Source organism: Streptomyces sp. NPDC048484, from assembly GCF_040651415.1.
In the GTDB taxonomy this organism is placed as follows: Bacteria; Actinomycetota; Actinomycetes; order Streptomycetales; family Streptomycetaceae; genus Streptomyces.
Genome location: NZ_JBEZJY010000013.1, coordinates 39,712 through 62,764 on the forward strand (window position 1 = coordinate 39,712; position 23,053 = coordinate 62,764).

At 70.1% G+C, this 23,053-nt stretch carries 22 protein-coding genes; 8 read left to right on the top strand and 14 right to left on the bottom strand.

Annotated elements, in window-relative coordinates; all coding sequences use genetic code 11:
- Positions 1–261: 261 nt before the first annotated feature.
- The 5 genes from AB0D14_RS15135 to AB0D14_RS15155 form a co-directional block, all read right to left on the bottom strand.
- The gene (locus AB0D14_RS15135) at positions 262–1,050 is read right to left on the bottom strand and encodes a site-specific integrase (protein WP_362778650.1); all 789 of its coding nucleotides are present in this window, start codon (positions 1,048–1,050) and stop codon (positions 262–264) included.
- A 64-nt stretch (positions 1,051–1,114) separates the two neighbouring features.
- Positions 1,115–2,815: a methylmalonyl-CoA mutase family protein gene (locus tag AB0D14_RS15140; RefSeq protein ID WP_362778651.1), complete on the bottom strand. Its 1,701-nt coding sequence runs from the start codon at positions 2,813–2,815 to the stop codon at positions 1,115–1,117.
- 160 nt (positions 2,816–2,975) lie between these two features.
- Positions 2,976–3,314: a DUF3817 domain-containing protein gene (locus AB0D14_RS15145; protein ID WP_362778653.1), complete on the bottom strand. Its 339-nt coding sequence runs from the start codon at positions 3,312–3,314 to the stop codon at positions 2,976–2,978.
- A 65-nt stretch (positions 3,315–3,379) separates the two neighbouring features.
- Positions 3,380–3,889 carry a MarR family transcriptional regulator gene (locus AB0D14_RS15150; RefSeq protein WP_362778656.1) on the bottom strand — a complete coding sequence of 170 codons (510 nt, stop codon included), beginning with the start codon at positions 3,887–3,889 and terminating at the stop codon, positions 3,380–3,382.
- A 10-nt stretch (positions 3,890–3,899) separates the two neighbouring features.
- Positions 3,900–5,339 carry an MFS transporter gene (locus AB0D14_RS15155; protein WP_362778658.1) on the bottom strand — a complete coding sequence of 480 codons (1,440 nt, stop codon included), beginning with the start codon at positions 5,337–5,339 and terminating at the stop codon, positions 3,900–3,902.
- Between the two features lie 75 nt (positions 5,340–5,414).
- On the opposite strand from AB0D14_RS15155, the gene AB0D14_RS15160 reads away from it, so the two are divergent.
- Both AB0D14_RS15160 and AB0D14_RS15165 read left to right on the top strand, forming a co-directional pair.
- Positions 5,415–6,398, top strand: coding sequence for a DUF5937 family protein (locus tag AB0D14_RS15160; RefSeq protein ID WP_362778660.1), 984 nt, complete (start codon positions 5,415–5,417; stop codon positions 6,396–6,398).
- Positions 6,399–6,603: 205 nt separating this feature from the next.
- The gene (locus AB0D14_RS15165; RefSeq protein WP_362778663.1) at positions 6,604–7,644 is read left to right on the top strand and encodes a glycoside hydrolase family 6 protein; all 1,041 of its coding nucleotides are present in this window, start codon (positions 6,604–6,606) and stop codon (positions 7,642–7,644) included.
- A gap of 40 nt (positions 7,645–7,684) precedes the next feature.
- On the opposite strand, the gene AB0D14_RS15170 is transcribed toward AB0D14_RS15165, so the two are convergent.
- The 4 genes from AB0D14_RS15170 to AB0D14_RS15185 form a co-directional block, all read right to left on the bottom strand.
- Positions 7,685–9,655, bottom strand: coding sequence for a kelch motif-containing protein (locus AB0D14_RS15170; protein WP_362778664.1), 1,971 nt, complete (start codon positions 9,653–9,655; stop codon positions 7,685–7,687).
- A gap of 3 nt (positions 9,656–9,658) precedes the next feature.
- Positions 9,659–11,443: a glycosyltransferase family 2 protein gene (locus tag AB0D14_RS15175; protein ID WP_362778665.1), complete on the bottom strand. Its 1,785-nt coding sequence runs from the start codon at positions 11,441–11,443 to the stop codon at positions 9,659–9,661.
- 466 nt (positions 11,444–11,909) lie between these two features.
- On the bottom strand, positions 11,910–12,203 hold the full coding sequence (locus AB0D14_RS15180) for an MTH1187 family thiamine-binding protein (RefSeq protein ID WP_362778666.1): 294 nt from the start codon (positions 12,201–12,203) through the stop codon (positions 11,910–11,912).
- Positions 12,200–12,544, bottom strand: coding sequence for a DUF3817 domain-containing protein (locus AB0D14_RS15185; RefSeq protein WP_362778668.1), 345 nt, complete (start codon positions 12,542–12,544; stop codon positions 12,200–12,202). The genes AB0D14_RS15180 and AB0D14_RS15185 overlap by 4 nt, the downstream gene beginning before the upstream one ends.
- A gap of 186 nt (positions 12,545–12,730) precedes the next feature.
- On the opposite strand from AB0D14_RS15185, the gene AB0D14_RS15190 reads away from it, so the two are divergent.
- From AB0D14_RS15190 to AB0D14_RS15205, 4 genes are all read left to right on the top strand, one after another.
- Positions 12,731–13,363 carry an AIM24 family protein gene (locus tag AB0D14_RS15190; RefSeq protein WP_362778964.1) on the top strand — a complete coding sequence of 211 codons (633 nt, stop codon included), beginning with the start codon at positions 12,731–12,733 and terminating at the stop codon, positions 13,361–13,363.
- A gap of 1 nt (position 13,364) precedes the next feature.
- A complete protein-coding gene (locus AB0D14_RS15195; RefSeq protein ID WP_362778669.1) occupies positions 13,365–14,015 on the top strand; it encodes an AIM24 family protein in 651 nt (216 codons plus the stop codon).
- Positions 14,012–14,809, top strand: coding sequence for an AIM24 family protein (locus AB0D14_RS15200; protein ID WP_362778671.1), 798 nt, complete (start codon positions 14,012–14,014; stop codon positions 14,807–14,809). Before AB0D14_RS15195 ends, AB0D14_RS15200 begins: the two co-directional genes overlap by 4 nt.
- Positions 14,810–14,901: 92 nt before the next feature.
- Positions 14,902–15,378, top strand: coding sequence for a MarR family transcriptional regulator (locus AB0D14_RS15205; protein WP_362778674.1), 477 nt, complete (start codon positions 14,902–14,904; stop codon positions 15,376–15,378).
- A 28-nt stretch (positions 15,379–15,406) separates the two neighbouring features.
- On the opposite strand, the gene AB0D14_RS15210 is transcribed toward AB0D14_RS15205, so the two are convergent.
- Together AB0D14_RS15210 and AB0D14_RS15215 are read right to left on the bottom strand one after the other, a co-directional pair.
- On the bottom strand, positions 15,407–16,843 hold the full coding sequence (locus tag AB0D14_RS15210; RefSeq protein WP_362778676.1) for a HAMP domain-containing sensor histidine kinase: 1,437 nt from the start codon (positions 16,841–16,843) through the stop codon (positions 15,407–15,409).
- Positions 16,840–17,508, bottom strand: a complete 669-nt coding sequence (locus AB0D14_RS15215; RefSeq protein ID WP_362778679.1) for a response regulator transcription factor — start codon at positions 17,506–17,508, stop codon at positions 16,840–16,842. Before AB0D14_RS15215 ends, AB0D14_RS15210 begins: the two co-directional genes overlap by 4 nt.
- A gap of 173 nt (positions 17,509–17,681) precedes the next feature.
- Between AB0D14_RS15215 and AB0D14_RS15220 the strand changes: the two genes are divergently transcribed.
- Positions 17,682–18,422 (top strand): PepSY domain-containing protein, encoded by a 741-nt coding sequence (locus AB0D14_RS15220; protein ID WP_362778681.1) that lies wholly within the window; start codon positions 17,682–17,684, stop codon positions 18,420–18,422.
- A gap of 64 nt (positions 18,423–18,486) precedes the next feature.
- Here the strand turns inward: AB0D14_RS15220 and AB0D14_RS15225 are convergent, their stop codons facing one another.
- The 3 genes from AB0D14_RS15225 to AB0D14_RS15235 all read right to left on the bottom strand — a co-directional run bounded on the left by AB0D14_RS15225 (position 18,487) and on the right by AB0D14_RS15235 (position 22,206).
- Positions 18,487–19,764, bottom strand: coding sequence for an MFS transporter (locus AB0D14_RS15225; RefSeq protein WP_362778683.1), 1,278 nt, complete (start codon positions 19,762–19,764; stop codon positions 18,487–18,489).
- Positions 19,765–19,954: 190 nt separating this feature from the next.
- On the bottom strand, positions 19,955–20,911 hold the full coding sequence (meaB, locus tag AB0D14_RS15230) for a methylmalonyl Co-A mutase-associated GTPase MeaB (RefSeq protein WP_362778686.1): 957 nt from the start codon (positions 20,909–20,911) through the stop codon (positions 19,955–19,957).
- 92 nt (positions 20,912–21,003) lie between these two features.
- Positions 21,004–22,206, bottom strand: coding sequence for an acetyl-CoA C-acetyltransferase (locus AB0D14_RS15235; protein WP_362778689.1), 1,203 nt, complete (start codon positions 22,204–22,206; stop codon positions 21,004–21,006).
- A gap of 180 nt (positions 22,207–22,386) precedes the next feature.
- Here AB0D14_RS15235 and mce point away from each other — a divergent pair, with 180 nt between their 5' ends.
- Positions 22,387–22,827 (top strand): methylmalonyl-CoA epimerase, encoded by a 441-nt coding sequence (mce, locus tag AB0D14_RS15240; RefSeq protein ID WP_362778690.1) that lies wholly within the window; start codon positions 22,387–22,389, stop codon positions 22,825–22,827.
- Positions 22,828–23,053 lie beyond the last annotated feature (226 nt).

Sequence of the window (23,053 nt, forward strand, 5' to 3'; positions counted from 1 at the left end):
TGTGGCCTGAAAGCGCTCGCAGAACATCTGACGACCTGGACTGCGACCATGGTGCGCCCAAACTGCACTTTCCTTGTGTAATCCCCCGTGAAGACCAGGAGGGCGGAGTAAGCACCCTTCAACAAAACTGACCAAAAACTAATCCTGCCCCAAGGGGTCGCCGCATGACGCACATCACATAAGGGCGCAGATAGTCCCGCATCCCGTCCTCCAGCACCGCAAAAGCGCGGTCGGCGTACGTCGGTGACCAGCCGGGCGGGCTCACCGTCGGCCAGGACCCGGCCCCGTACGTGATCGACCAGGGCGCGATGCGCCTCCTGAGTCTGAAAGCAAGCCACTCGCCACGGCCACCGCACGCAGCAGGTCATGTGGCCAGCGGTGCGGCATCTTGATGCCCGTGCGGTTGGTGAAGAGCGGCCCGCCGTGCGTGCTGTCACGGGGCGGGCGGCGGCGCGGAAGGTAGGCGTTGACGGCCTCGCCGACGAGTGACGGAAGGGTCACCAGCCGGTATCCGCCCCCTTCGTACGGCAGGCGCAGCGTATCGGCGCCGCGGCCGATGTCCCGCTCGGTGCTGAGGTCGTCGAGGTTGACGGAGAGAAGGGCTCCGGCGCGCAGCCCGAAGCCGAGCTGCAGGTAACCGCAGGCACGGTCCTGATGAGGGTGGGGCGAGGCGCGGGGACGCCGCTCGTCGAACGCGGTGAGCAGCACCGCGATCTGCCATGGGTCGAGGCCCGCCGGAGTCAGTTGGGCCGGATTCGTAAGGCGGGGACGACGGGCCGCGGGGTTGTACACGGCGGCGTCCCGGCGAACCGCGTACGCGTAGAAGGAACGGACCGCGGAAACGCGCCGCGCCGTGGCACTGTGGGACGCCCCGGGCCGATGGGCCCACAGAGCGATGTGCTGGGCGGCGACCTTGTCCCACTCCAGCCCCGACTCGCGGCAGTGATCGAGCCACTCGCCGGTGTGCGCCTGGTAGTTCTCGCGAGTACGCGGGGGATACAGGGTCACCGCCAGCCACGGCTCCAGCAGTTCGTACGGATCCCAGCTCACGAGGCCCCTTTCTCAGCGGCCCATCCTGGCACGGTGAGGCCGGGCCCCGGAGCGGAGTGTCTCCTCAGAACCCCGGCGGCTCCGTATACACCCCCCACTCGTCGCGCAGGACATCGCAGATCTCCCCGAGTGTGGCCTCGGCCCGCGCCGCGTCGAGCATCGGGGCGATCATGTTCGACCCGTCCCGCGCGGCAGCCAGCATGGCGTCCAGGGAGGATCGCACGGCTGCCTCGTCCCGGGCGGCCCGGCGCCCGCCCAGCTCCTGCACCTGCACGCGCTCCACCTCATGGCTGACCCGCAGGATCTCCAGGTCGCCGGTGACGGACCCGTGGTGGACGTTCACCCCCACGACCCGCTTGTCGCCCTTCTCCAGGGCCCGCTGGTACTGGAAGGCGGACTCGGCGATCTCCCCGGTGAACCAGCCGTCCTCGATCCCGCGCAGGATCCCGGAGGTGATCGGCCCGATGGGGTGCCGCGCGTCGGGGTGGGCCCGCAGCCCCCGCTCCTTTATCTGCTCGAAGATCCGCTCCGCGTCCGCCTCGATCCGGTCCGTCAGCTGCTCGACGTACCAGGAACCGCCCAGCGGATCCGCGACGTTGGCGACGCCGGTCTCCTCCATCAGCACCTGCTGGGTGCGCAGCGCGATCTCCGCCGCCTGCTCAGAGGGGAGAGCCAGTGTCTCGTCCAGCGCGTTCGTGTGGAGCGAGTTGGTGCCGCCCAGCACTGCGGCCAGCGCCTCGACCGCCGTACGGACGACGTTGTTGTACGGCTGCTGGGCCGTGAGCGAGACGCCGGCCGTCTGCGTGTGGAACCGCAGCCACTGCGCCTTCTCCGACCGCGCCCCGTACACGTCCCGCATCCACCGCGCCCAGATCCGCCGCGCCGCCCGGAACTTGGCGATCTCCTCGAAGAAGTCGAGGTGCGCGTCGAAGAAGAAGGAGAGGCCGGGGGCGAAAACGTCCACGTCCATCCCACGGCTGAGCCCCAGCTCCACGTATCCGAAGCCGTCCGCCAGCGTGTACGCCAGCTCCTGCGCGGCCGTCGAGCCCGCCTCGCGGATGTGGTAGCCGGAGACCGACAGCGGCTTGTACGCGGGGATCTTCGTCGCGCAGTGCTCCATCAGGTCCCCGATGAGCCGCAGATGCGGCTCGGGCTGGAAGAGCCACTCCTTCTGCGCGATGTACTCCTTGAAGATGTCGGTCTGGAGCGTGCCGTTGAGCAGCGCCGGGTCCACGCCCTGGCGCTCGGCGGCCACCAGGTACATGCAGAAGACCGGCACGGCGGGCCCGCTGATCGTCATCGACGTCGTGACGTCACCCAGCGGAATGCCCTTGAACAGGATCTCCATGTCGGCCGCGGAGTCGATCGCGACCCCGCAGTGGCCGACCTCGCCGAGCGCGCGGGGGTCGTCGGAGTCGCGCCCCATGAGCGTGGGCATGTCGAAGGCCACGGAGAGCCCGCCCCCGCCGTTGGCGAGGATCTTCTTGTAGCGCTCGTTGGTCTGCTCGGCGTTCCCGAACCCGGCGAACTGCCGGATGGTCCACGTCCGCCCCCGGTAGCCCGTCGCGTGGAGACCCCGCGTGTACGGGTACTCCCCGGGCCAGCCGATCCGCTCGAACCCGTCGTACGTGTCCCCGGGCCGCGGTCCGTAGACCGGTTCCACGGGGTCCCCGGAGAGCGTGGTGAAGTCGGCCTCACGCTTACGTGAGGCGTCGTAACGGGCCTGCCAGCGTCGGCGGCCTTCTTCAATGGCGTCAGCGTCCATACTCTCGAATTTACTAGGACGTCCTAGTAAATGTCGATGGGGGGCCGCCACGGATCCCTCCGTGGCGGTGGTGGCACTCGTTCGGCGGGGCGGCTGGAGGGGCTGGAGGGGCTTCCAGCCGGGCTTCAGGGGCGCTCCAGGAGGCGCTCCAGGGGCAGCCCTACGCCTTGGCGACCGCGCCCGAGTCCTCGGTGATCTTCGGCTCCAGTTCGCGGCTGACCTTGCGCTCCACGAAGAAGGCGGCAGTGGGGACGGTGCCGGCGAGCAGGACCCACAGGAGCTTGGGGACCGGCCACTTCGCCTTGGAGCCGAGGTCGAAGGCGAAGACCAGGTAGACGACGTACAGCCAGCCGTGCGCCACGCTGACGACACGCGTGAAGTCCGCGGCACCGTCCAGGTCGAGCACGTACTTGCCGATCATCCCGAGGACCAGCAGGACCAGCAGGACACCGGTGACGTAGGCCATGACGCGGTAGCGGGTCAGCACGCTCTTTTTCATGGCTACGAGCCTAACCACCGGATTCGCACGATCTTCGGGCGCCCCCGGGCCCGCGCGGTCGGGCCCTACTCCTCGTCGAAGTCGTGCGCGGCCACTCTCAGCGGCCGCAGCATCGCGAAGATCTCCTCGCACTCCTCGGCGTCGTACACCCCGAGGCCGAAGTCCATCGCCATCAGCTCGCGGGTGGCCGCGTCGCAGACCTCGCGTCCCCTGTCGGTGATCGAGGCGAGGGTGCCGCGTCCGTCGTTGGGGTTGGGCCGCTTGTCGACAAGCCCCGACCGCACGAGCCGGTCCACGGTGTTCGTCACGGACGTCGGGTGCACCATCAGCCGCTCGCCGATCTTGGACATCGTCAGCTCTCCGGCCTTGGAGAAGGTGAGCAGCACCAGGGCCTCGTACCGGGCGAACGTCAGCCCGTACGGTTTGACGACCGCGTCCACCTCGGCCAGGAGGATCTGGTGCGCGCGCATGATCGAGGTGATCGCGCCCATGGACGGCACGGATCCCCAGCGCTGCTTCCAGAGTTCGTCGGCTCGGGCGATGGGATCGAAGGCAAGGCTGAGCGGCTTCGGCACGGCAAAGACCCTACCGGCCGGTCACATCGTGGTCAGCCCCGTCTCGCGTATCGATATGAGCCCCTTTCTCCGCCACGCCCGCGCCGCTTCCCGCAGGCCCGCCCGCAGGCCCTTCCGCGGTCCCTCCCTCAGCCTCTCCCTCAGCCCCTCCCGCGGGCTTTCCGGTACGCCGTACCTCGGCCGCCAGGAGCAGGCAGCACAGCGTCCCGAGCACGCCGACCCCGCCCACGACCGTGCTGACGGCCCAGAACTCGGCGGCCGCTCCGGCCAGCGCCATGCCCACACCCTGGATGGTCATCAGCCCGGCCGTGTGCACGGTCATGGCCCGCCCGCGCAGTTCCTCGGGCACGGCGTCCACGAACCAGCGGTCGAGCCCCAGCGTGTACGCGCCCGCCGACCCGGCGAGCAGCAGCGCGAGCAGGATCCAGCCGGGGTCCGGGTGGAACGGGTAGGCGAGGAGCGGCAGCAGACCGCAGCCCGCGAGGGGCAGCACGATCCGGGAGCGGGCCGCCGGCGACAGGGCGGCGCCGGCGTACAGCTCCCCCGCGATCGTCCCGATGGGCATCACGCACATCAGCAGGCCGATCCAGGCGGTGCCGACCCCGATCTCGTCCGCGTACGCGGCGGCGAGGGCCTCCGGCGCGACGACGAACATCGGCGGCACCCACAGGAGCAGCAGCAGCGCCCGGATCCGGCGGTCGCCGAGGACCTGCCGGGTGCCGGCGAGCGAGTACCGCATCAGCGATCCGCCGCCGCCGCGCGCGGGCCTGCGCCGGGTGCCGAGGCGCAGGAGCAGCGCGGAGGCGAGGAAGGTGCCCAGTGTGATGACCAGCGCCCCGCGCGGCGGCACGAAGGTCAGCAGGATGCCGCCAAGACCGAAGCCCACCAGCACGGCGCTCTGCGACACGATCCGCAGCAGGGAACGGCCGAGTACGAACAGGTCGCCGTCTCCGAGGATCTCGGTCAGCGTGGCCATCCGGGTGCCGCTGAACACCGGTGAGACGGCCGCGATGACGCACCGCAGCCCGAGCAGCGCGGCGACCGGGGTGGCCGGCAGGGCCATCAGCGCCGCACATCCGGCGCACACGAGGTCGCACACGACGAGCACCCGCCGCGCCGGAAACCGGTCGGCCACTCCGGACAGCAGCGTTCCGCCCACGAGGTACGGGAGGAAGCCCAGCGCGAAGACCAGCGCGCTGAGCAGCGGCGATCCCGTCAGCTGGTACACGAGCACGGTCAGCGCGATCTCGCTGACGACGACGCCCAGCAGGGACAGGGCGTGCGCGGCGAAGACGGCGCGGAACTCCTTGACGGCGAAGGCGGCGCGGTAGCCGCCGCGCCCCGCGTCGCCGGAGGACTCCGGCGCCTCCGACGCCGCCGTATCCGACGCCGTCGACACGGTCTGTGTTGTCGGCACGGTCTGTGTTGTCGTGTGTGGTTCTTCCAGCATGGGGAGCAGCCTCACGCGTGCGCGCCGGGCGCCATAGAGTTTCGGCTCAGGCCGAATCTTCCACCGGGAGGCACGATGCCGTTCCATCTCCTCTTCCGGGAGGACGACTTCCTCAACTGCCGTTTCGCGGTGTCCCCCCTGTGGGAGACCCACGAGGCGATCCGCACCCTCAAGCGCTCGGAACGGCAGGGTTATCACGCCCCGTGGCTGCGCCGCATCCACACCGCGGCGGCGGCACTGGACCTGGAGCCCCTGTGGCTGCTCATGCCGCAGCACGGGAACAGCCCGGACTGTCTGATGCCGCCCCCGATCGGGCCCGCGGCCACGTTCGAGGAGGAGATCGCCGCCGTACGCGGCACCGGTCCCGAGGTCGCGCGCGCCGAGATCGCGCTCTCGCTCGCGGACACCCCCGGTGCCGCCGAGTCCCCGCTCGGCCGGGCGCTGCTCGCCGACCCGGCACGTGCGGTACGGGAGCTCGCGGACACGATGGAGGCGGCCTGGCACACCCTCGTGGAACCCGCCTGGCCGAGGCTCCGCGCCCTCCTGGAGGCCGACGTGGCCTTCCACTCGCGGCGCCTCGCCGCGGTGGGCCTCGCCGGACTGCTGCCCGAGCTGGACCGGCGGGTCGCCTGGGACCCGGGCGGGCTCACGATCGACTGGAAGGGGGATCATGTACGCGACCTCGGCGGCCGGGGGCTGGTGCTGATGCCCAGCGTCTTCACCTGGCCGGACGTGGTGAGCGGCTTCGACCCGCCCTGGCAGCCGACGCTGGTCTACCCCGCGCGCGGCATCGGCGGCCTGTGGGCCGAGCCGTCGGGCCGTACGCCCGAAGCCCTCGTGCGGATCCTCGGCCGCGGCCGGGCCACCGTGCTGGCCGCGCTCGACGAACCGGCCGCCACCACGGCTCTCGCGCACCGCCTCGACCTCGCTCCCTCGTCCGTCTCCGCACACCTGTCGGCGCTGCGCGACGCGGGCCTGCTCGTCTCACACCGCTACAGGCACCAGGTGCTGTACGAGCGGACGCCGCTCGGCATCGCGCTGGCGGCGGGCGAAACCTGACAGCTCGGCGGCTCAGCGGGGGAAGCCCCGCCGAGCCGTCAGGCCTCGCCCGGTGTCGCCTGGTGTCGCACCCGTGACCGATAGGTGCGTTATGTAACGATGGCCGGAATCTGTCGCTGCCCGGGATTCTTCACTGCCCGGGATTCGTCACTGACTGGAATCTGTCACTGACCGTCACCTTCGCCCGAGTGCCCAAGGGGGCAGGATGTTCCGGCCGACCCAGACCCGTACCCTCGCCGTGCTTGCCGCGTCCGTCGCGGCCGCCGCGCTCGGGCTCGGACTCGCGACGGGCTGCTCGTCCCCGTCCGGGGAGGACGCGACCGCCCTCGCCCGTGAGGCCCGCGCGCAGGCGAGCCCCGGCGCCGGTTCGCCGTTCTGGGTCGACCCGGCGAGTCCCGCCGCCCGGCAGGTCCGGGCGTGGGAGCGGGAGGGGCGCGGGACCGACGCCCGGTTGCTCAAGCGCATCGCGGACCGGCCCGCGGCGCTGTGGCCGGACGACGAGGACCCCGAGCCGATGATCAGACAGGCCATCGGGGCGGCGGCCGAAGCAGGGCGTACGGCCGTGTTCGTCGCGTACGACATCCCGCACCGCGACTGCGGTCAGCACTCGGCGGGCGGGGCGTACGACGCGAACACCTACCGGGACTGGGTCGAGCGGTTCGCGCGGACGCTGGGTGACAGCGGCGCGCTGGTCGTCCTGGAGCCCGACGCGGTCGCCCACATCGTCGACGGCTGCACCCCGGGCGAGTATCACGCGGAGCGCGAGCAGCTGCTCTCCGAGGCGATCGTGCGGCTGAAGCGGCAGCCGAACACGAAGGTGTACCTGGACGCGGGCAACCCGGCCTGGATCCAGGAACCGGCGAGGCTCGTCGAGCCTCTCGGACGCGCCGGCGTCGCGAACGCCGACGGCTTCGCCCTGAACGTCTCCAACTTCCAGACGGACGACACCACCAAGCAGTACGGCCGCCGCCTCTCCGCGGCCCTCGGCGGCAAGCACTTCGTCATGGACACCAGCCGCAACGGAAACGGCCCGCTGGGCGGCGACCGTTCCCAGGCCTGGTGCAACCCGCCGGGCCGCGCCCTCGGCGCCCCGCCCACCACGGACACCGGCGACCCGCTCGTGGACGCGTACCTGTGGATCAAGCGGCCCGGGGAGTCGGACGGACAGTGCCGCGGAGGCCCTCCGGCCGGACAGTGGTGGGCGGACTACGCCCTGGGTCTTGCCCGCAACTCCGAGGCGAAGTAGCCGCATCCGGAAGGCGAAGCAGGCCGCGCCCGGCCGCACGTCACCTGACCTGGACCCACTTCGCCTCGGACGGTGTCCCGTCGCCGTCCGTCACGAACAGCATGTACCAGCCGGGCGGCACCAGCGTCCGGTCCTTCGGTACGTCCACGGTCACCGAGTTCCTGGTCCTGGTGAGCCCCAGCGCGATGGACCGCTGCTCGACGTCCGTCGTGTGGGTGACCGCGCTGGGCCGCATCAGACGGGCGCTCACGACCTGTTCCGGGTGCCGGGTCGCGAACGTCGCACGGCCGGCGCCGTCCACCTCCTGCGGGCCGTCCCCCAGTACGGGGCGATTCTTGCCGTGTCTGTGCAGGGCGGGCGGCGTGTAGATCTCCATGCGCTGCTCGAAGTGGCCGAGCTTGGTGTTCTGCTGGTCGTCGTAGAGCGGGTCGGAACCGAAGGTGGCGATCCGGCCGTCGGGCAGCAGGAGCGCCTCGGAGTGGTAGTTGCGGCCGACCTTCGGCGAGGCGGCCGTGCGGAAGGAGTTGGTCCTGGGGTCGTAGAACTGCGCCTTGTGGACGTTGCTGGCGCCGCGCCCCCGGTAGTCCTTCGCGCCGTTGGACGTGAACACCGAGTCGTCCGGCATGATCACGCTGTTCAGGTAGCGGGTGCCCTGCGGCAGATCGGGGCCGTCCTCGAAGACGGGGTTGTCCTTCTTGAGGTCGACGACGGCCGTGCGCGAGGTCGATCTCCCGGACTCGCCGACGCCTCCGCCACCGAGGATCATCACCTTCTGGTCCTGGGCCGGGGGCAGCAGGAGCGAGGCCGAGGTCTCCGTCTCGTCCTGGTCGCTCAGGCCGGGCACCTTCTCGAACTTGTTGGTCTTCAGATCCCACAGACCCGCTTCGCGGCCGAGTTCGGCGGGACCGTAACCGGCGTTCGAGGCCGGGTAGAACAGCTTGCCGCCCTGGGTGAGGAAGAGGGCCGGGTAGGTGGGGAAGTAGCGCTTGGGGCCCGGGGTCCACTTCCTGGTCCCGGGATCGTAGATCTCGTTGTCGCCGGGGTCGACCACACCGACGTCGTCGAGTCCGGAGACCGCGAGCACCCGCCCGTCCTGGAGCCCGACTAGCGTCGGATACCAGCGGGCCTTGTCCATCGGCTCGACGGGCACGTACTTCTCCGCCGTCGGGTCGAACTCGTAGGCGGCCCTGATCCCCTGGAAGTCCTGCTTCTCCATGGTGATCTTCTCGGCGAGGCCGTACGTGTTGTCCGCGTCCTTGCCCTTCAGGCCGAGGATCTCGTACTGGCCCCGCTTGTCCGTGACCGGGGCCGGGCCGTCCTCGATGGCCTCGACGAAGACCCGGGCCTCGCTCGCCTCGACCTTCGTCCTCCAGGGCTGCATGACGCCGGCCTTGTTGTAGGTGATCTTGTGGGTGCGCTTGGCCTTGGGAACGGTGACGTCGAACCTGCTGACGTACTCGACACCGGAGGGCGAGCGGAAGCGGGTGCCCTTCTTGAGGACGATCGGCCTGCCCGGGTTCTCGTTCTTCACGCGCATACCACCACCGGCCCGCTCGACCTCGCCGTCGAGCCGTTCGTAGCGGGCCGTACCGCCGGCCACGAGCATGCGGCCGCTGGGCAGTTGGGCGTGTCCGGCGCAGAAGAAGTCGACCGGTGTGGGGATCTTCTTGAAGGTGTCGGTCCTCGGGTCCCACAGGACGGTGTCGAAGGAACCCTTGTCGAACTTCTTCTGCTCGTTGCCCGAGCCCGCGACGATCAGCACCTTGCCGGTGTGCAGGAGTGCCGCGTGGATGGCGTTGGTACGGAACTCCTCGGGGATGTCCAGCTGCTTCCAGGAGCCGTACTTCGCCTGGTAACCGGGCTGGGCGATCTTGTACTCGTAGTACTGCTCCGAGGCGAAGCCGATGACGGCCGGGGCGTTGAGCCCGGCGAGCAGCACGACGCCGCCGACGCCGAGCAGTCGCCTCTGGGTCTTCTTCGAGAGCGTCCTCTTCGAGGGCCGGTGGGCCATGGCCTAGCTACCTCCTGTCGTACTGCTGGAGACCGTGCCGCTACCCGCGAGCGCCGGGGCGGGCTCGGCTTCGGTGATCCGGACGGGGACGGTCGGCGCGGCGCGGCGCTCCACCTCGCTCGCCCGGGCCCGGGTGGCGGCCCACACCGCCACCGGGGCGAGGGATATGCCCAGCGCGAGGACCGCCCAGGTGCGCATGGCCGCGTGGGTGTGGCCGAGCACGAACGACGCGACCAGTGACGACGCCAGGACCGCTGCCCAGGAGAGGTGGATACGGAAGGTCAGCACGCGGTCGGGGCTGGTGTCGTCGCCCTTGGGGGTGACGACGAAGCGGCTGGGACGGCGCAGCAGCGCCGCGCCCAGGGATTTGAGATAGATCGGCGCGGAGAGGGCCGACATCGCCATGCCGGCCAGGCCGCCGGAGCCCTCCGGCTCGTGCGGGGAGACGTTGTGGCGCCGGTTCCACAGGTAGAGGCCGACCTGGAGGGCGGCGGCGTCGCTGTAGAGCATCAGCCACATGGAGGCGGAGACCTGTGTGCCGGACGCGCCGAACCACAGGAACAGGACGCAGCTCAGGATGCCCAGCAGCCAGTTGACGGCCGTCATCGGGTAGTAGACGAGCATCAGCGTGTACGAGAAGAGCCGTCCGGGCGGCATCGTGAAAGGTGCCTTCCAGTACTGCTTGAACAGCGTCTCGTACGTGCCGCGCGACCACCGCAGCTGCTGGGTGAAGAAGTCCGTCCAGGAGGCGGGGCCCTCGCCGACGGCGAGTACGTCCGGGGTGTAGACGGACTGCCAGTGGTGGCCCGTCCTCGGGTTCTTGTGCCGGTGCAGTTCGAAGCCGGTCGCCATGTCCTCGGTGATGGAGTCGTACAGGCCGCCGATCTGCTTCACGGCCGCGACCCGTACGACGTTGTTGGTGCCGACGAACATGGGCGCGCGGTAGCGGTTGCCGGCGCGCTGGATCAGGGCGTGGAAGAGGAACTGCTGGGACTCGGCCGCCTTGGTGACGGGAGTGGTGTAGTTGCCGTAGACCTGCGGGCCGACGACGAAGGCGACGTCCGGGTCACGGAAGTAGCCCATCATCCGTTCCAGGAACTCCGGAAGCGGGACGTGGTCCGTGTCGACGGAGGCGAAGTAGTCGTACTCGCCGCCGTGCATCGCGATCCACGCGTTGTAGTTTCCGTGCTTCGTACGGGCCCGGTGGACGCCCTTGGCCCTGTTCCACTCGGGGACTCCGTGGCGGGTGAAGTGGCGTACGCCGAGTTCTTCGCAGAGGGCCTTGGCCTGTACGTCGTCGCCCTCGTCGAGGAGCCATACGTCGAGCAGGCCGGTGTGGGTGACGCGGACGGCGCCTTCGAGGGTGGCCCGGACCATTGAGAGAGGTTCCTTGCCGGGGACGTACGTGGTCAGGAAGGCGACCCGCGTTCCCTTCTCGGGGGCGACGGGGACCGGGTCCCTGGCGACCATCGTCGCGTGGGCGATGGACGCCACGTTGACGACCATGAACAGCTCGATCAGGCCTATCGCCACGAGCATCGTGATGTCGAGCCCGATCAGCCAGCGGGCGCCGCCCTCGCGGGACACCCAGTGGCTGGGCCACACCAGGTAGACGAGGAGAAGTCCCGTGAGCAGCGGGGCGAGCGTCATGAGCAGGACAGCTCGTATTCGGTGCGGTTCGCTCGACAGGAGTTTGGTGTACTGCACCCGGTAGGCCGAGCCGGACGGCTCCGCGAGCGGTCCGGCCAACCTGCTGTGGGTGTCGTAGTCGTAGCCCTCCGAACGCACAGCGCCCTCCAGTGATCGAACAAGCCGATATCAACACAAAAGTGTCTTTTACTCGGCGTGTCGAACGGAGAGGGTCCAGGCGGGTGTGCCTCCGGCGGTTGGCGAAGAGTGCGTCTGGCGGCCCGCCTGCCGGGTGCGGGCACATCGGGGCTGGCCGCGCAGTTCCCCGCGCCCCTGAAAAGCTCCAGCGCCCCTGAGCGGTCCGGTGCGGGAAGTCTGTGGCTGAGCGCGCCGTTCCCCGCGCCCCTTACGGGGCGCGCCCGCACGGGGCGCGTCTTGGAGGGGGCGCGGCCCTTCAGGGGCGCGGGGAACTGCGCAGTCTTTTAGGGGCGCGGGGAACTGCGCGACCAGCCCCCACGGGCCCGCACTGCGAACACGGACGGCGGGAGCCGGGTCGACTGGGAGCCGGGACGGTGAGAGCGGGGACGGGCGGGGGCCCGGACGGACGGGAGCGGGAGAGCGGGCGTCAGCCCGACAGGTGGCGCTCCACCGTCGACACCTTGGACGTCAGGCCGTCGGTGACCCCCGGCCGGATGTCCGCCTTCAGGACGAGAGAGACCCGCGGCGCCCGCGCCTCGACCGCGGCCACGGCCCGCCGGACGACGTCCATCACTTCGTCCCACTCCCCCTCCACGGACGTGAACATCGCGTCCGTGCGGTTCGGCAGCCCGGACTCACGGACGACACGCACGGCATCGGCCACGTACTCCCCCACGTCCTCACCGACCCCCAGCGGCGTCACGGAGAAGGCGACGATCATGCGTTGACGATCCCCTCGTTGCGGGCGCGGGACGCGATGACCGCGCTCTCGGCCTCACGCTTGAGCTTGCGCTCGGCGAAGAAACCGCCGGTCGGCAGCACGGAGAGGACGAAGTAGAGGGCCGCGGTCTTCAGGCTCCACTTGGCACGGTTCCAGGCGTCCGCCCAGAAGATCAGGTACAGGATGAAGAGGACGCCGTGGACCATGCCCATCACCGGCACCGCGTTGAAGTCCGTGGTCCGCTTCAGCACCGAGCAGACGAGCAGCAGCAGGAACGAGACGGCCTCCGGGGCGGAGACCAGGCGGAGGCGGCGGAGGGCGGAGGCGGTCTTGATGTCCACGGGTCACCTTCGGTGGGAGAGGCGTCGACGCCGGATGCGGACGCCTGGCGGCCAGACGCTTTGTGAATGGGGGCACAAACGTTTGCCCATTGTGGCATTGAGCCCCCTGAGGGAGCGGTCCGGGTCGCTCTCCACCCGTAAGACCTGTTGGTGGGACTTTCCGCCCGCTACCGTCACTCCGTGGCGATGTTCCGACTCCAAGGCAGCAAGGTGCTGGCCGTCGACATGACCGGTGACGCCGTGAAGGCGAAGAACGGCTCCATGGTCGCGTACGACGGGCAGATGGCCTTCAAGAAACTCAGCGGCGGCGGCGAAGGCGTCCGCGGCATGGTGACGCGCCGGATCACCGGCGAGCAGATGACCCTCATGGAGGTGAAGGGGCAGGGGACGTGCTGGTTCGCCGACCGCGCCAGTGAGATCAACCTGGTGAACCTCCAGGGCGACAAGCTCTTCGTCGAGTCGAGCAATCTGCTCGCGACCGACTCGGGGCTGCGTACGGGCACGTCCTTCACGGGGCTCAGGGGTGCCTCGCAGGGCAACGGGCTCTTCACGACGACCGTCGAGGGGCGCGGCCAGGCGGCGATCATGTCGGACGGCCCGGCGGTGATCCTGCGGGTCAGCTCGCAGTATCCGCTCACCGTCGACCCGGGCGCGTACATCGCCCATCAGGGCGATCTGCGGCAGTCCTTCCAGTCCGGCGTGACGTTCCGCACCTTCATGGGTGAGGGCGGCGGCGAGGCCTTCCAGATCCGCTTCGAGGGTGACGGAGTCGTCTACGTGCAGCCCAGTGAGCGCAACTCGATCGCGGGAGACGTGTGACATGCCCTTCCGCGAGATCAACTCGAAGATGGTCGAGGCCACGGTGGCGCCGGGACAACGGCTGTTCAGCCAGCGCGGCGCGATGCTCGCCTACAAGGGCGAGGTGTCCTTCACCCCCAACACGCAGGGCGGCCAGGGCGGGGTCATGTCGATGATCGGCCGCCGGGCCGCCGGCGAGGCGACTCCGCTGATGACCGTGGAGGGCTCGGGCACGGTCCTGTTCGGGCACGGCGGCCACCACATCCAGGTGATCAACCTCACAGGCGAGACCCTGTATGTGGAGGCGGACCGGCTCCTGGCCTTCGACGGCACGCTGCAGCAGGGCACGATGTTCATGGGTTCGCAGGGCGGGGTCATGGGCATGGTGCGCGGCCAGGTGACGGGGCAGGGGCTGTTCACCACGACCCTCAAGGGTCAGGGGGCCGTCGCCGTCATGGCGCACGGCGGAGTCATCGAGGTCCCGATCAGCCCGCAGCGCCCGGTGCATGTGGACCCGCAGGCGTACGTCGCCCATCACGGGGACGTACGCAACAAGCTGTCCAGCGCGCTCGGTCTGCGCGATCTGGTGGGCCGCGGCTCGGGCGAGGCCTTCCAGCTGGAGCTGAGCGGCAGTGGCGCGGTGTACGTGCAGGCGTCGGAGGAGAAGCTGTGACCACCTACCCGGGCGGCGGCCCCGCGATCCACGACCCGGCGACCCTGCCGGTCGACGACAACGTGAACGCGTACACCTTCTGCGTGGAGCTCAAAGGGAGCGAGTGGTTCCTGCAGAAGGGCAAGATGATCGCCTACTACGGCTCGATGGAGTTCAACGGCATCGGACACGGCCGCCTGGACCGTCTCGTGCGCACGTCGTTCCATTCGCCGTTGCACGCGAGCGACTGGGTGGTGGCCTCCGGCTCGGGCAAGATGCTCCTCGCCGACCGGGCCTTCGACGTGAACTCGTTCGACCTGGAGGAGGGCAACCTGACCATTCGCTCAGGCAACCTCCTCGCTTTTCAGCCAACTCTCGCGCTCAAGCAGTCGATCGTGCCGGGCTTTCTGACGCTGATCGGAACGGGCAAGTTCGTCGCCGCCTCGAACGGCCCCGTGGTGTTCATGGAACCCCCGATCCGGGTCGACCCGCAGGCCCTGGTGGGCTGGGCCGACTGCCCCTCCCCGTGCCACCACTACGACCACGGTTACATGACGGGCCTGATGGGCGGTCTACGTGCGATGACGGGCCTCGGCGGGGCCTCCGGCGAGGAGCACCAGTTCGAGTTCGTGGGGGCCGGCACCGTGCTGCTGCAGTCCAGCGAGGCCCTGATGGCCGAGCAGGCCACGGGCGCGGTCCCGAACGAACCGGGGGTACCCGGCGGCGGTGGGGTACCCGGCCACCAGGGACAGCAAGGCGGTACACCGCGTCTTCCCGGACAGCTGGGGGACCTCCAGCGTCGCTTCGGGCTGTGAGCGGTAGTCTGCGGAGTGTGACGTCGAACGTGTGCGCGCCGTCACGCCACCCTCACTAGTTCGCCTTTCAACATTTTAGGTAGACTTGATTTATGGAGACCGAGACGGCCACCCGCTGGCTGACCGATGCGGAGCAGTGCGCCTGGCGCACCCACCTGGAGGTCAACAGGCTGTTGACGTATCAGCTTGAGAGGGACCTCCAGCCGTTCGGGTTGACGATGAACGACTACGAGATCCTGGTGAACCTCTCCGAGTCGGAGGGCGTACGCATGCGGATGAGCGATCTCGCGTCCGCCACCCTCCAGTCCAAGAGCCGCCTCTCGCACCAGATCACCCGCATGGAGAGCGCGGACCTGGTCAGGCGCGAGAACTGCGAGTCCGACCGCCGCGGGCTGTTCGCCGTGCTCACGGACCACGGCATGGAGACGATGCAGAAGGTCGCGCCCCACCATGTGGGGTCCGTGCGGCGGCACTTCATGGACCTCCTCTCGCCGGAGGCACTGGAGGAACTCCACAAATCCCTGACCCCGATCGCGGAGCACCTCCGGGGGCAGCGGGGGCGTCCGTGACGTACCGCCACCCGCTTCCCTGAGCCGACTAGGCGGCGGGCAGGCGGAGTTCGAACAGGGCTCCGCCTGCCGGCGCCTCCCGGACGGTGAGTGATCCGCCGTGTCGCACGGCCACATCGCGGGCGATGGCGAGGCCCAGACCGGCTCCGCCGTCGTCGCGGGTACGGGCCTCGTCGAGCCGTACGAACCGCTCGAAGACCCGCTCGCGCTCGGCGGCGGGCACTCCCGCGCCGTCGTCCGCGACCTCCAGGAGAACCCACTCCCCCGCGCGCCGGACGGTCACGGTGACCGACGACCTCGTGTGCCGCTGCGCGTTGTCCAGCAGATTGCCGAGCACCCGCGCCAGCTGCCCGCGCGATCCGCTCACTTCCACGACGTTACCGTCCACATCCGCGTCCACGGACACCTCGACCCGGTCCCCGGCTCGCTGTCCGGCCTCCGTACGGACGAGTGCGGCCAGATCGACGCGCACGTCCGTCGACCGCTCCCCCGCGTCCAGCCGGGCGAGCAGCAGCAGGTCGGCGGCGAGCCGCTGCAGTCGTACGGTGTCCTCGACGGCGCCCTCCACATCGAGCAGCTCCGGGTGCGCGGCGCCCACTTCGAGCTGGGTTCGCAGTGAGGCGATGGGGCTGCGCAGCTCGTGCGAGGCGTCGGCGACGAACGCGCGCTGCCGCTCCACGGAGGCCTCCAGGGCGGCGAGCGTCTCGTTCGTCGTACGGGCGAGGCGGGCGACCTCGTCGTGGGTGCCGGGCTCGGGAACGCGCCGCGAGAGGTCCTCGGCGGCCGTGATGGCGGCCATCTCGGCACGGATCCCCTCCACGGGGCGCAGGGCCCGCCTGGTGACGACGTACGTCACCCCGCTGACCGTCACCAGCAGCAGGGGCAGGCCGATCAGCATGGCCGTCAACGCCGTGCTGACGGCGCCCTGTTCGGCGGAGAGCGGAGCGCCCGCGTAGACGGTGAGCGGGACACCCCCCTTCGTGACCACGTCGACCCCGGCGAACCGGTAGTCGCTCGTCTCCCCTTCGACGGTCGCGGTGCCCTGGCCGTACCAGGTCTCGTCGGCGATGTCGCCGGCGCCGAGAGCGTCCTCCTCGTCCACCATCCCCTCGTCCTTGTCGCCGGCGTCGTCATTGGCGATGGAGTTCAGCCGGTCCGAGGCTTTGGCGGCCACGCTCATGCCCTCGACGTCCTCGCCGAAGGCGACGGCCTTCCCCTTCCGGTCCAGGACCTCGACGGGGTTCTCGTCGCCGTCCGGCAGGTCGAGATCGTTGTACGCGAACCCGTTCGACAGCGCCGAGGCGGCGTTGCGGGCCACCGAGTCGGCCTCGGTGTCCGCCTGGTCGATGAGGCTGGCCCGCAGCGCGAGCAGCACGGCGGCGCCCGCTGCGACCAGGGCTATGGCGACGACGAGGGTCGCGGCGAGCGTGGCGCGAGCCCGTACCGATCGCATGCGCCGCCTCATGCCCGTACCTCCAGTCTGTATCCGGCCCCGCGTACCGTCCTGATGAGCTCCGGGCCGAGCTTGCGGCGCAGGGTGCTGATGTAGACCTCGACGATGTTCGGGTCTCCCTCGTACGCGAAGTCCCAGACGTGCTCCAGGATGTCGCCCTTCGACACGACCTCCCCGGTCCGCACGGCGAGCTGCTCAAGGACGGAGAACTCTTTGGTGGTCAGGGTGATCTCGTCGTCCGCGAGGAACACGCGCCGGGCCGCGGTGTCGACCTTCAGGTTCCCGACCTCGTACACGGGTGAGGCTCCGCCCGACGGGCCGCGCCGCCGCAGCAGCGCCTTCACCCGGGCGACGAGGACGACGTACGAGAACGGCTTGGTCAGATAGTCGTCGGCGCCCGTGTCGAGGCCCTCGGCCTCGTCGTACTCGCCGTCCTTGGCGGTGAGCATCAGGATCGGCACGTCGTGTCCCGCGGCGCGCAGGGAGCCGCACACGCGGTAGCCGTTCATCCCGGGCAGCATGATGTCGAGGATGACCAGGTCGTACGAGCCCTCGCCGGCCATGTGCAACCCCTCCAGGCCGTCGTGGACCACGTCCACGGCGTATCCCTCGGCCATCAGGCCCTTGGCAAGCGACAGGGCGAGCCGCTTTTCGTCCTCCACGATCAACAGGCGCATGGGCCAAGAGTCGCAAACCGAACCTGAAGAAGCCTTCAGGAGGCTTCAGGTCCGCTTCAGCGTCGGTCGGCCACATTGGTTCCTGTCGAACAGCAGACGAGGCACACAAGCCAGCTGCAACCGGCGACACCATCCGTTACTGGTTGCAACCAGTCGCATTCTGGAGGAATCCCATGAAGCGCAACATCGTCATCGCCACCATCACGGCCGCAGCCCTGATCGGCGGCGGCACCGCGACCGCCATCGCGGTCTCGGGTGACGAAGAGGCGCCGGCGAAGAAGTCCAACGTGCAGGTGTCGAACGACGACACCGGCCGTGACGACGACGCCAATGTGAACAACTCGGACGACGACAACGACGACAACGACGCCGACGACAAGGCGGAGGACAAGGCCGACGCGGCCGAGGACAAGGGCGCAACGGACACCGGCGAGGACGCCGAGGACAAGGCCGAGAACGCCGCCGACGCCAAGGTCGCGAAGGTCGACGCCGCCGACGCGATCAAGGCGGCGCTGAAGAACACGGACGGCACGGCGGTCTCGGCCGACCTGGACGACGAGGGCACGAAGCACGTCTGGGACGTGGACATCCTCACCAATGGCGGCGCCTGGCACAGTGTCCAGGTCGACCCCGCCACCGGCAAGGTCGTCGGCTCCCACGTCGACCGGGACGACGACGGTGACGACGCCGCCGAGACCGCGCAGATCCGTGCCGCTCTGAAGGGCAGCTCCGTGACCGCCGCCGAGGCCGCGAAGGCCGGCGCCGCCAAGGGCACGGTGACCTCCGTCGACCTCGACGAGGAGAGCACGGACAAGGCCTGGGAGGTCGACACCACCGCCGCGAACGGCACCGGCAGCGACTGGAGGGTCAACCCCGACTCCGGCAAGATCACGGCGGACCGCTCGAACGACTGACGTTTCCTCCTCCCTCACAGGCACCACAGGCACCACAGGTAAGGGCACCCGGCATCGGGTGCCCTTACCGGCGTTCGCGGTCCGGTTCCGCCGCGCCGGCTTCCTGCTCCTGCTCCTGCTCCTGCTCCTGCGGCAGTGCCCGGGTATACCGGGTCCCCACTCCGACGGCTGCGGCCACGAGCAGCGCCACCCCGCCGGCCAGGGCGAATCCCGCCCCCAGGGGCAGACGGCCCACCAGCACTCCCGCGGCCGCCGCTCCCGTCGAGGTACCCGCGTTCACCGCGGTGTTGACCCAGGCACCGGCCTGGACCCGTGCGCCCGGAGCGGCGGACTCGTCGGCCACGAGATACGCGGTGGTCAGCGCCGGGGCGACGAAGAACCCGGCACACACAACGGCGCCGGTGAGCGCGGCGAGGCCCGGGGCGAGCCCGGCAGCGGCCAGGGCGAGACCGAGGCCCGCCATCAGCGCCGGCAGCCGCACCCGGGCTCCGGCGCGCCACTCGACCGCGCCGTACAGCAGCCCGCCCACGGCGCTCCCGGCCGACAGCGCGGCGAAGATCCACGCCACGGTGTCGTCCCCGTGGCCTCGCTGTTCGGCGAAGGCCAGCACGAGAAGGTCGACGGCGCCGAGCGAGAGCCCGACACCCGCGGCCACGACGACGGGCTGGACGATCCCGCGCCCGATCCGCACCCGCACCCGCATCCCCACCCGGACACGTGAGGACCGTACGGCGACGCTCTTCACCACGGGTGAGGTGACGAACGCCAGGGTTCCGATGCCCACCAGCAGTGCGCTGACGGCGACCCCCGCAGCCGGGGGCGCGAACCGTACGACCACTCCCACCAGCAGCGGACCCGAGACGAACAGCAGTTCCTCGGCGACCCCGTCCAGGCTGTAGGCGCGCTGCAAGAGCCTGCGGTCGGTGACGAGTTCGCCCCAGACGGCCCGCATGGTGGGGCCGAGGGGCGGAGTGCACGCGCCCGCCGCGCCGGCGACCACGCCCAGGAGCGCCGCGGGTGCGCCGGGGCGCCATGTCGCCGCGGCGAGTGTGCCGAGCAGGCCCGCGTAGAGCGCGGCCATCGGCAGCAGCGCGCGGCGCGGACCGTGCCGGTCGACCAGGGCCGCCCGCAGGGGCGACAGAAACACGCTCGCGGCGCCGAAGAGCGCCACGACGACTCCGGCCGCGGCGTACGAGCCGGTGGCCCGGCTCACCGCCAGCATCACGGCCAGCGAGACCATTCCGTACGACAGCCGGCCGACGAGGGCGGCGGTGAAGGTGCGGGCGGCGTGGGGCATGCGCAGTACCGCGGCGTACGAAGGCCGCGTTGAAGACGCAGACATGCGAAGAGTTCCTCAGGGAGAGGGCGCCTCTACGGGCGCCGGGCTACAGGGACGCCTGTGTGCCGCGGCGGCCGCGCCTGGTGCGCTGCCGGTCGCGGGCCTGGGCGGGCCCTATGCCAAGAGGAGGAACATGGGCGTCAAGGTAGCAGGGCTGGGCTGGAGCCGACAGGTGTTTCTTTCGCCCCCGGGCTCAGCCCTGCGTCAAGCCCTCCACCAAGGAGTCCGCCGCCCGGTACGGGTCAAGGTCGCCGGACACGATCCGGTCGGCGAGCGCGCTCAACCGCCGGTCCCCGTGCAGGTCGCCGATCCGCTCCCGCAACGCCGTGACGGCGATCGTCTCGACCTCCCGCGAGGCCCGCGCGAGCCGTCGCTCCGCGAGCACCCCCCGCTCCTCCATCCACGCCCGGTGCTTCTCCAGCGCCTCGACGACCTCGTCGATGCCCTCCCCGCGCGCGGCCACCGTCTTCACGATGGGCGGCCGCCAGTCCCCCGGCCCCCGGGACTCGCCGAGCCCCAGCATGTGGTTCAACTCGCGGGCCGTCGCGTCGGCCCCGTCCCGGTCGGCCTTGTTGACCACGTACACGTCCCCGATCTCCAGGATTCCGGCCTTGGCCGCCTGGATCCCGTCGCCCATCCCGGGCGCGAGCAGCACCACCGACGTGTCCGCCTGTGAGGCGATCTCGACCTCGGACTGGCCGACGCCCACGGTCTCGACGAGCACCACGTCGCAGCCGGCCGCGTCAAGGACCCGGATGGCCTGCGGCGCCGCCCAGGCGAGCCCACCGAGGTGCCCGCGGGTGGCCATCGACCGGATGTAGACGCCCGGGTCCGACGCGTGGTCCGACATCCGGACGCGGTCACCGAGCAGGGCCCCGCCGGAGAACGGCGACGACGGGTCGACGGCGAGTACGCCGACCCGCTTGCCCTGCCGCCGGTAGGCGGCCACCAGCGCCGACGTGGACGTCGACTTGCCGACGCCGGGTGACCCCGTGAGCCCCACGACGTACGCGCCGCCCGCGAGCGGGGCCAGCGCGGCCATGACCTCACGGAGCTGCGGGGACGCCCCCTCCACCAGGGAGATCAGCCGGGCCACGGCCCGCGGCCGGCCCTCCCTGGCCGCGGCCACCAGCGAGGCGACGTCCTCCATCACAGCTCCGTTCACCAGCCGGTGCCGCGACGGGCACCAGCACTAGAGGGGCAACGCGGGCACACGTCGGCACACGCGTGAAAACATGCGTGTCAGCTCTTGGGTACCCGCACGATCAGCGCGTCACCCTGTCCGCCGCCACCGCACAGCGCGGCCGCGCCCACGCCACCGCCGCGCCGCTTCAGTTCGAGGGCGAGGTGCAGGACGAGCCGGGCGCCGGACATGCCGATCGGGTGGCCCAGGGCGATGGCACCGCCGTTGACGTTCACCTTTTCCGTGGACACCCCGAGATCCTTCATTGACTGGACCGCGACGGCCGCGAAGGCCTCGTTGATCTCGATCAGATCAAGATCTTCGACGCCGATGCCCTCCTTCTTCAGCGCGTGCTGGATGGCGTTCGACGGCTGCGACTGCAAAGAGTTGTCCGGTCCTGCGACGTTTCCGTGGGCGCCGATCTCCGCGATCCAGTCGAGGCCGAGCTCCTGGGCCCTGGCCTTGCTCATGACGACCACGGCGGCCGCCCCGTCGGAGATCTGCGAGGCCGAGCCCGCCGTGATCGTCCCGTCCTTCGCGAACGCGGGCCGCAGCTTGCCGAGGGACTCGGAGGTCGTCTCCGCGCGAATGCCCTCGTCCTGGCTGAAGACGACGGCCTCGCCCTTGCGCTGCGGGATCTCGACGGGCGTGATCTCCGCCTCGAAGGTGCCGTTCTTCTGCGCCGCGGCGGCCCGCTGGTGCGACCGCGCGGCGATCTCGTCCTGCTCGGGGCGCAGGATGCCGAGCCGCGTGTTGTGCTTCTCGGTCGACTCGCCCATGGCGACGTTCTCGAAGGCGTCGGTCAGCCCGTCGTGCGCCATCGCGTCGAGCATCTCGATCGCGCCGTACTTGTAGCCCTCGCGGGACTTGGGCAGCAGGTGGGGCGCGTTGGTCATCGACTCCTGGCCGCCGGCGACCACCACGTCGAACTCACCGGCGCGGATCAACTGGTCGGCGAGCGCGATGGCGTCGAGGCCCGAAAGACACACCTTGTTGATCGTGAGCGCCGGGACGCTCATCGGGATGCCGGCCTTGACCGCGGCCTGACGTGCCGGGATCTGCCCCGCCCCGGCCTGGAGCACCTGCCCCATGATCACGTACTGCACCTGGTCGCCACCGATTCCCGCACGGTCGAGGGCGGCCTTGATCGCGAATCCACCGAGGTCGGCTCCCGAGAAGGACTTCAGAGAGCCGAGCAGCCGCCCCATCGGGGTGCGTGCACCCGCGACGATGACGGAGGTGGTGTTGTTCGTTCCAGACATGAGGAGCGATCCCCTTCCAGCTTGCACAGCTGAGGAGTGAACGAGTCGGGGGGCTCGGGGGGACTCCCCCCGGATGAGGGTTTACTAAGAAGGTACTGAGCGGTAGCCCAGCCGTCATCCGGGCCGTGGTGTGATCGCGCGCACGTTGCGCAAGCGTCGAAGGAGCGCTGCACTGACAGCATGCTGACGCGAATCGACCACATCGGGATCGCCTGTTTCGACCTCGACGCGACCGTCGAGTTCTACCGGGCCACGTACGGCTTCGAAGTGCACCACTGCGAGGTCAACGAGGAGCAGGGCGTCCGCGAGGCCATGCTCAAGATCAACGAGACGTCCGACGGCGGCGCCTCCTACCTCCAGCTCCTGGAACCCACCCGCGAGGACTCGGCCGTCGGAAAGTGGCTGGCCAAGAACGGGGAGGGCGTACATCACATCGCCTTCGGCACGGCGGACGTCGACACGGACGCGGACGGCATCCGGGAAAAGGGCGTACGAGTGCTGTACGACGAGCCACGCAGGGGTTCGATGGGCTCCAGGATCACCTTTCTGCACCCGAAAGATTGCCATGGCGTCCTGACAGAACTGGTCACTTCGGCGCCAGTTGAGTCACCTGAGCACTGACCTCCGTATATCTGGGCCGGTAGGGTTGGGCACGGCCGTCGCTTCTTCGGGGCGGTCCGGGTCCTCATCGTCAGGATCCGAGGGCCGGGGTCCAGGTTTCGGGGGATGAGCGTCGGGGCAGCAGCCCGTGCTCCGCCGTTGATCTGACACCATTCCCCGGGGGCCCCGTCCGGCGAATGGACGGTGCTCGTTTGGAGAGACTTGCGACCAGGGGACGGATGGGACC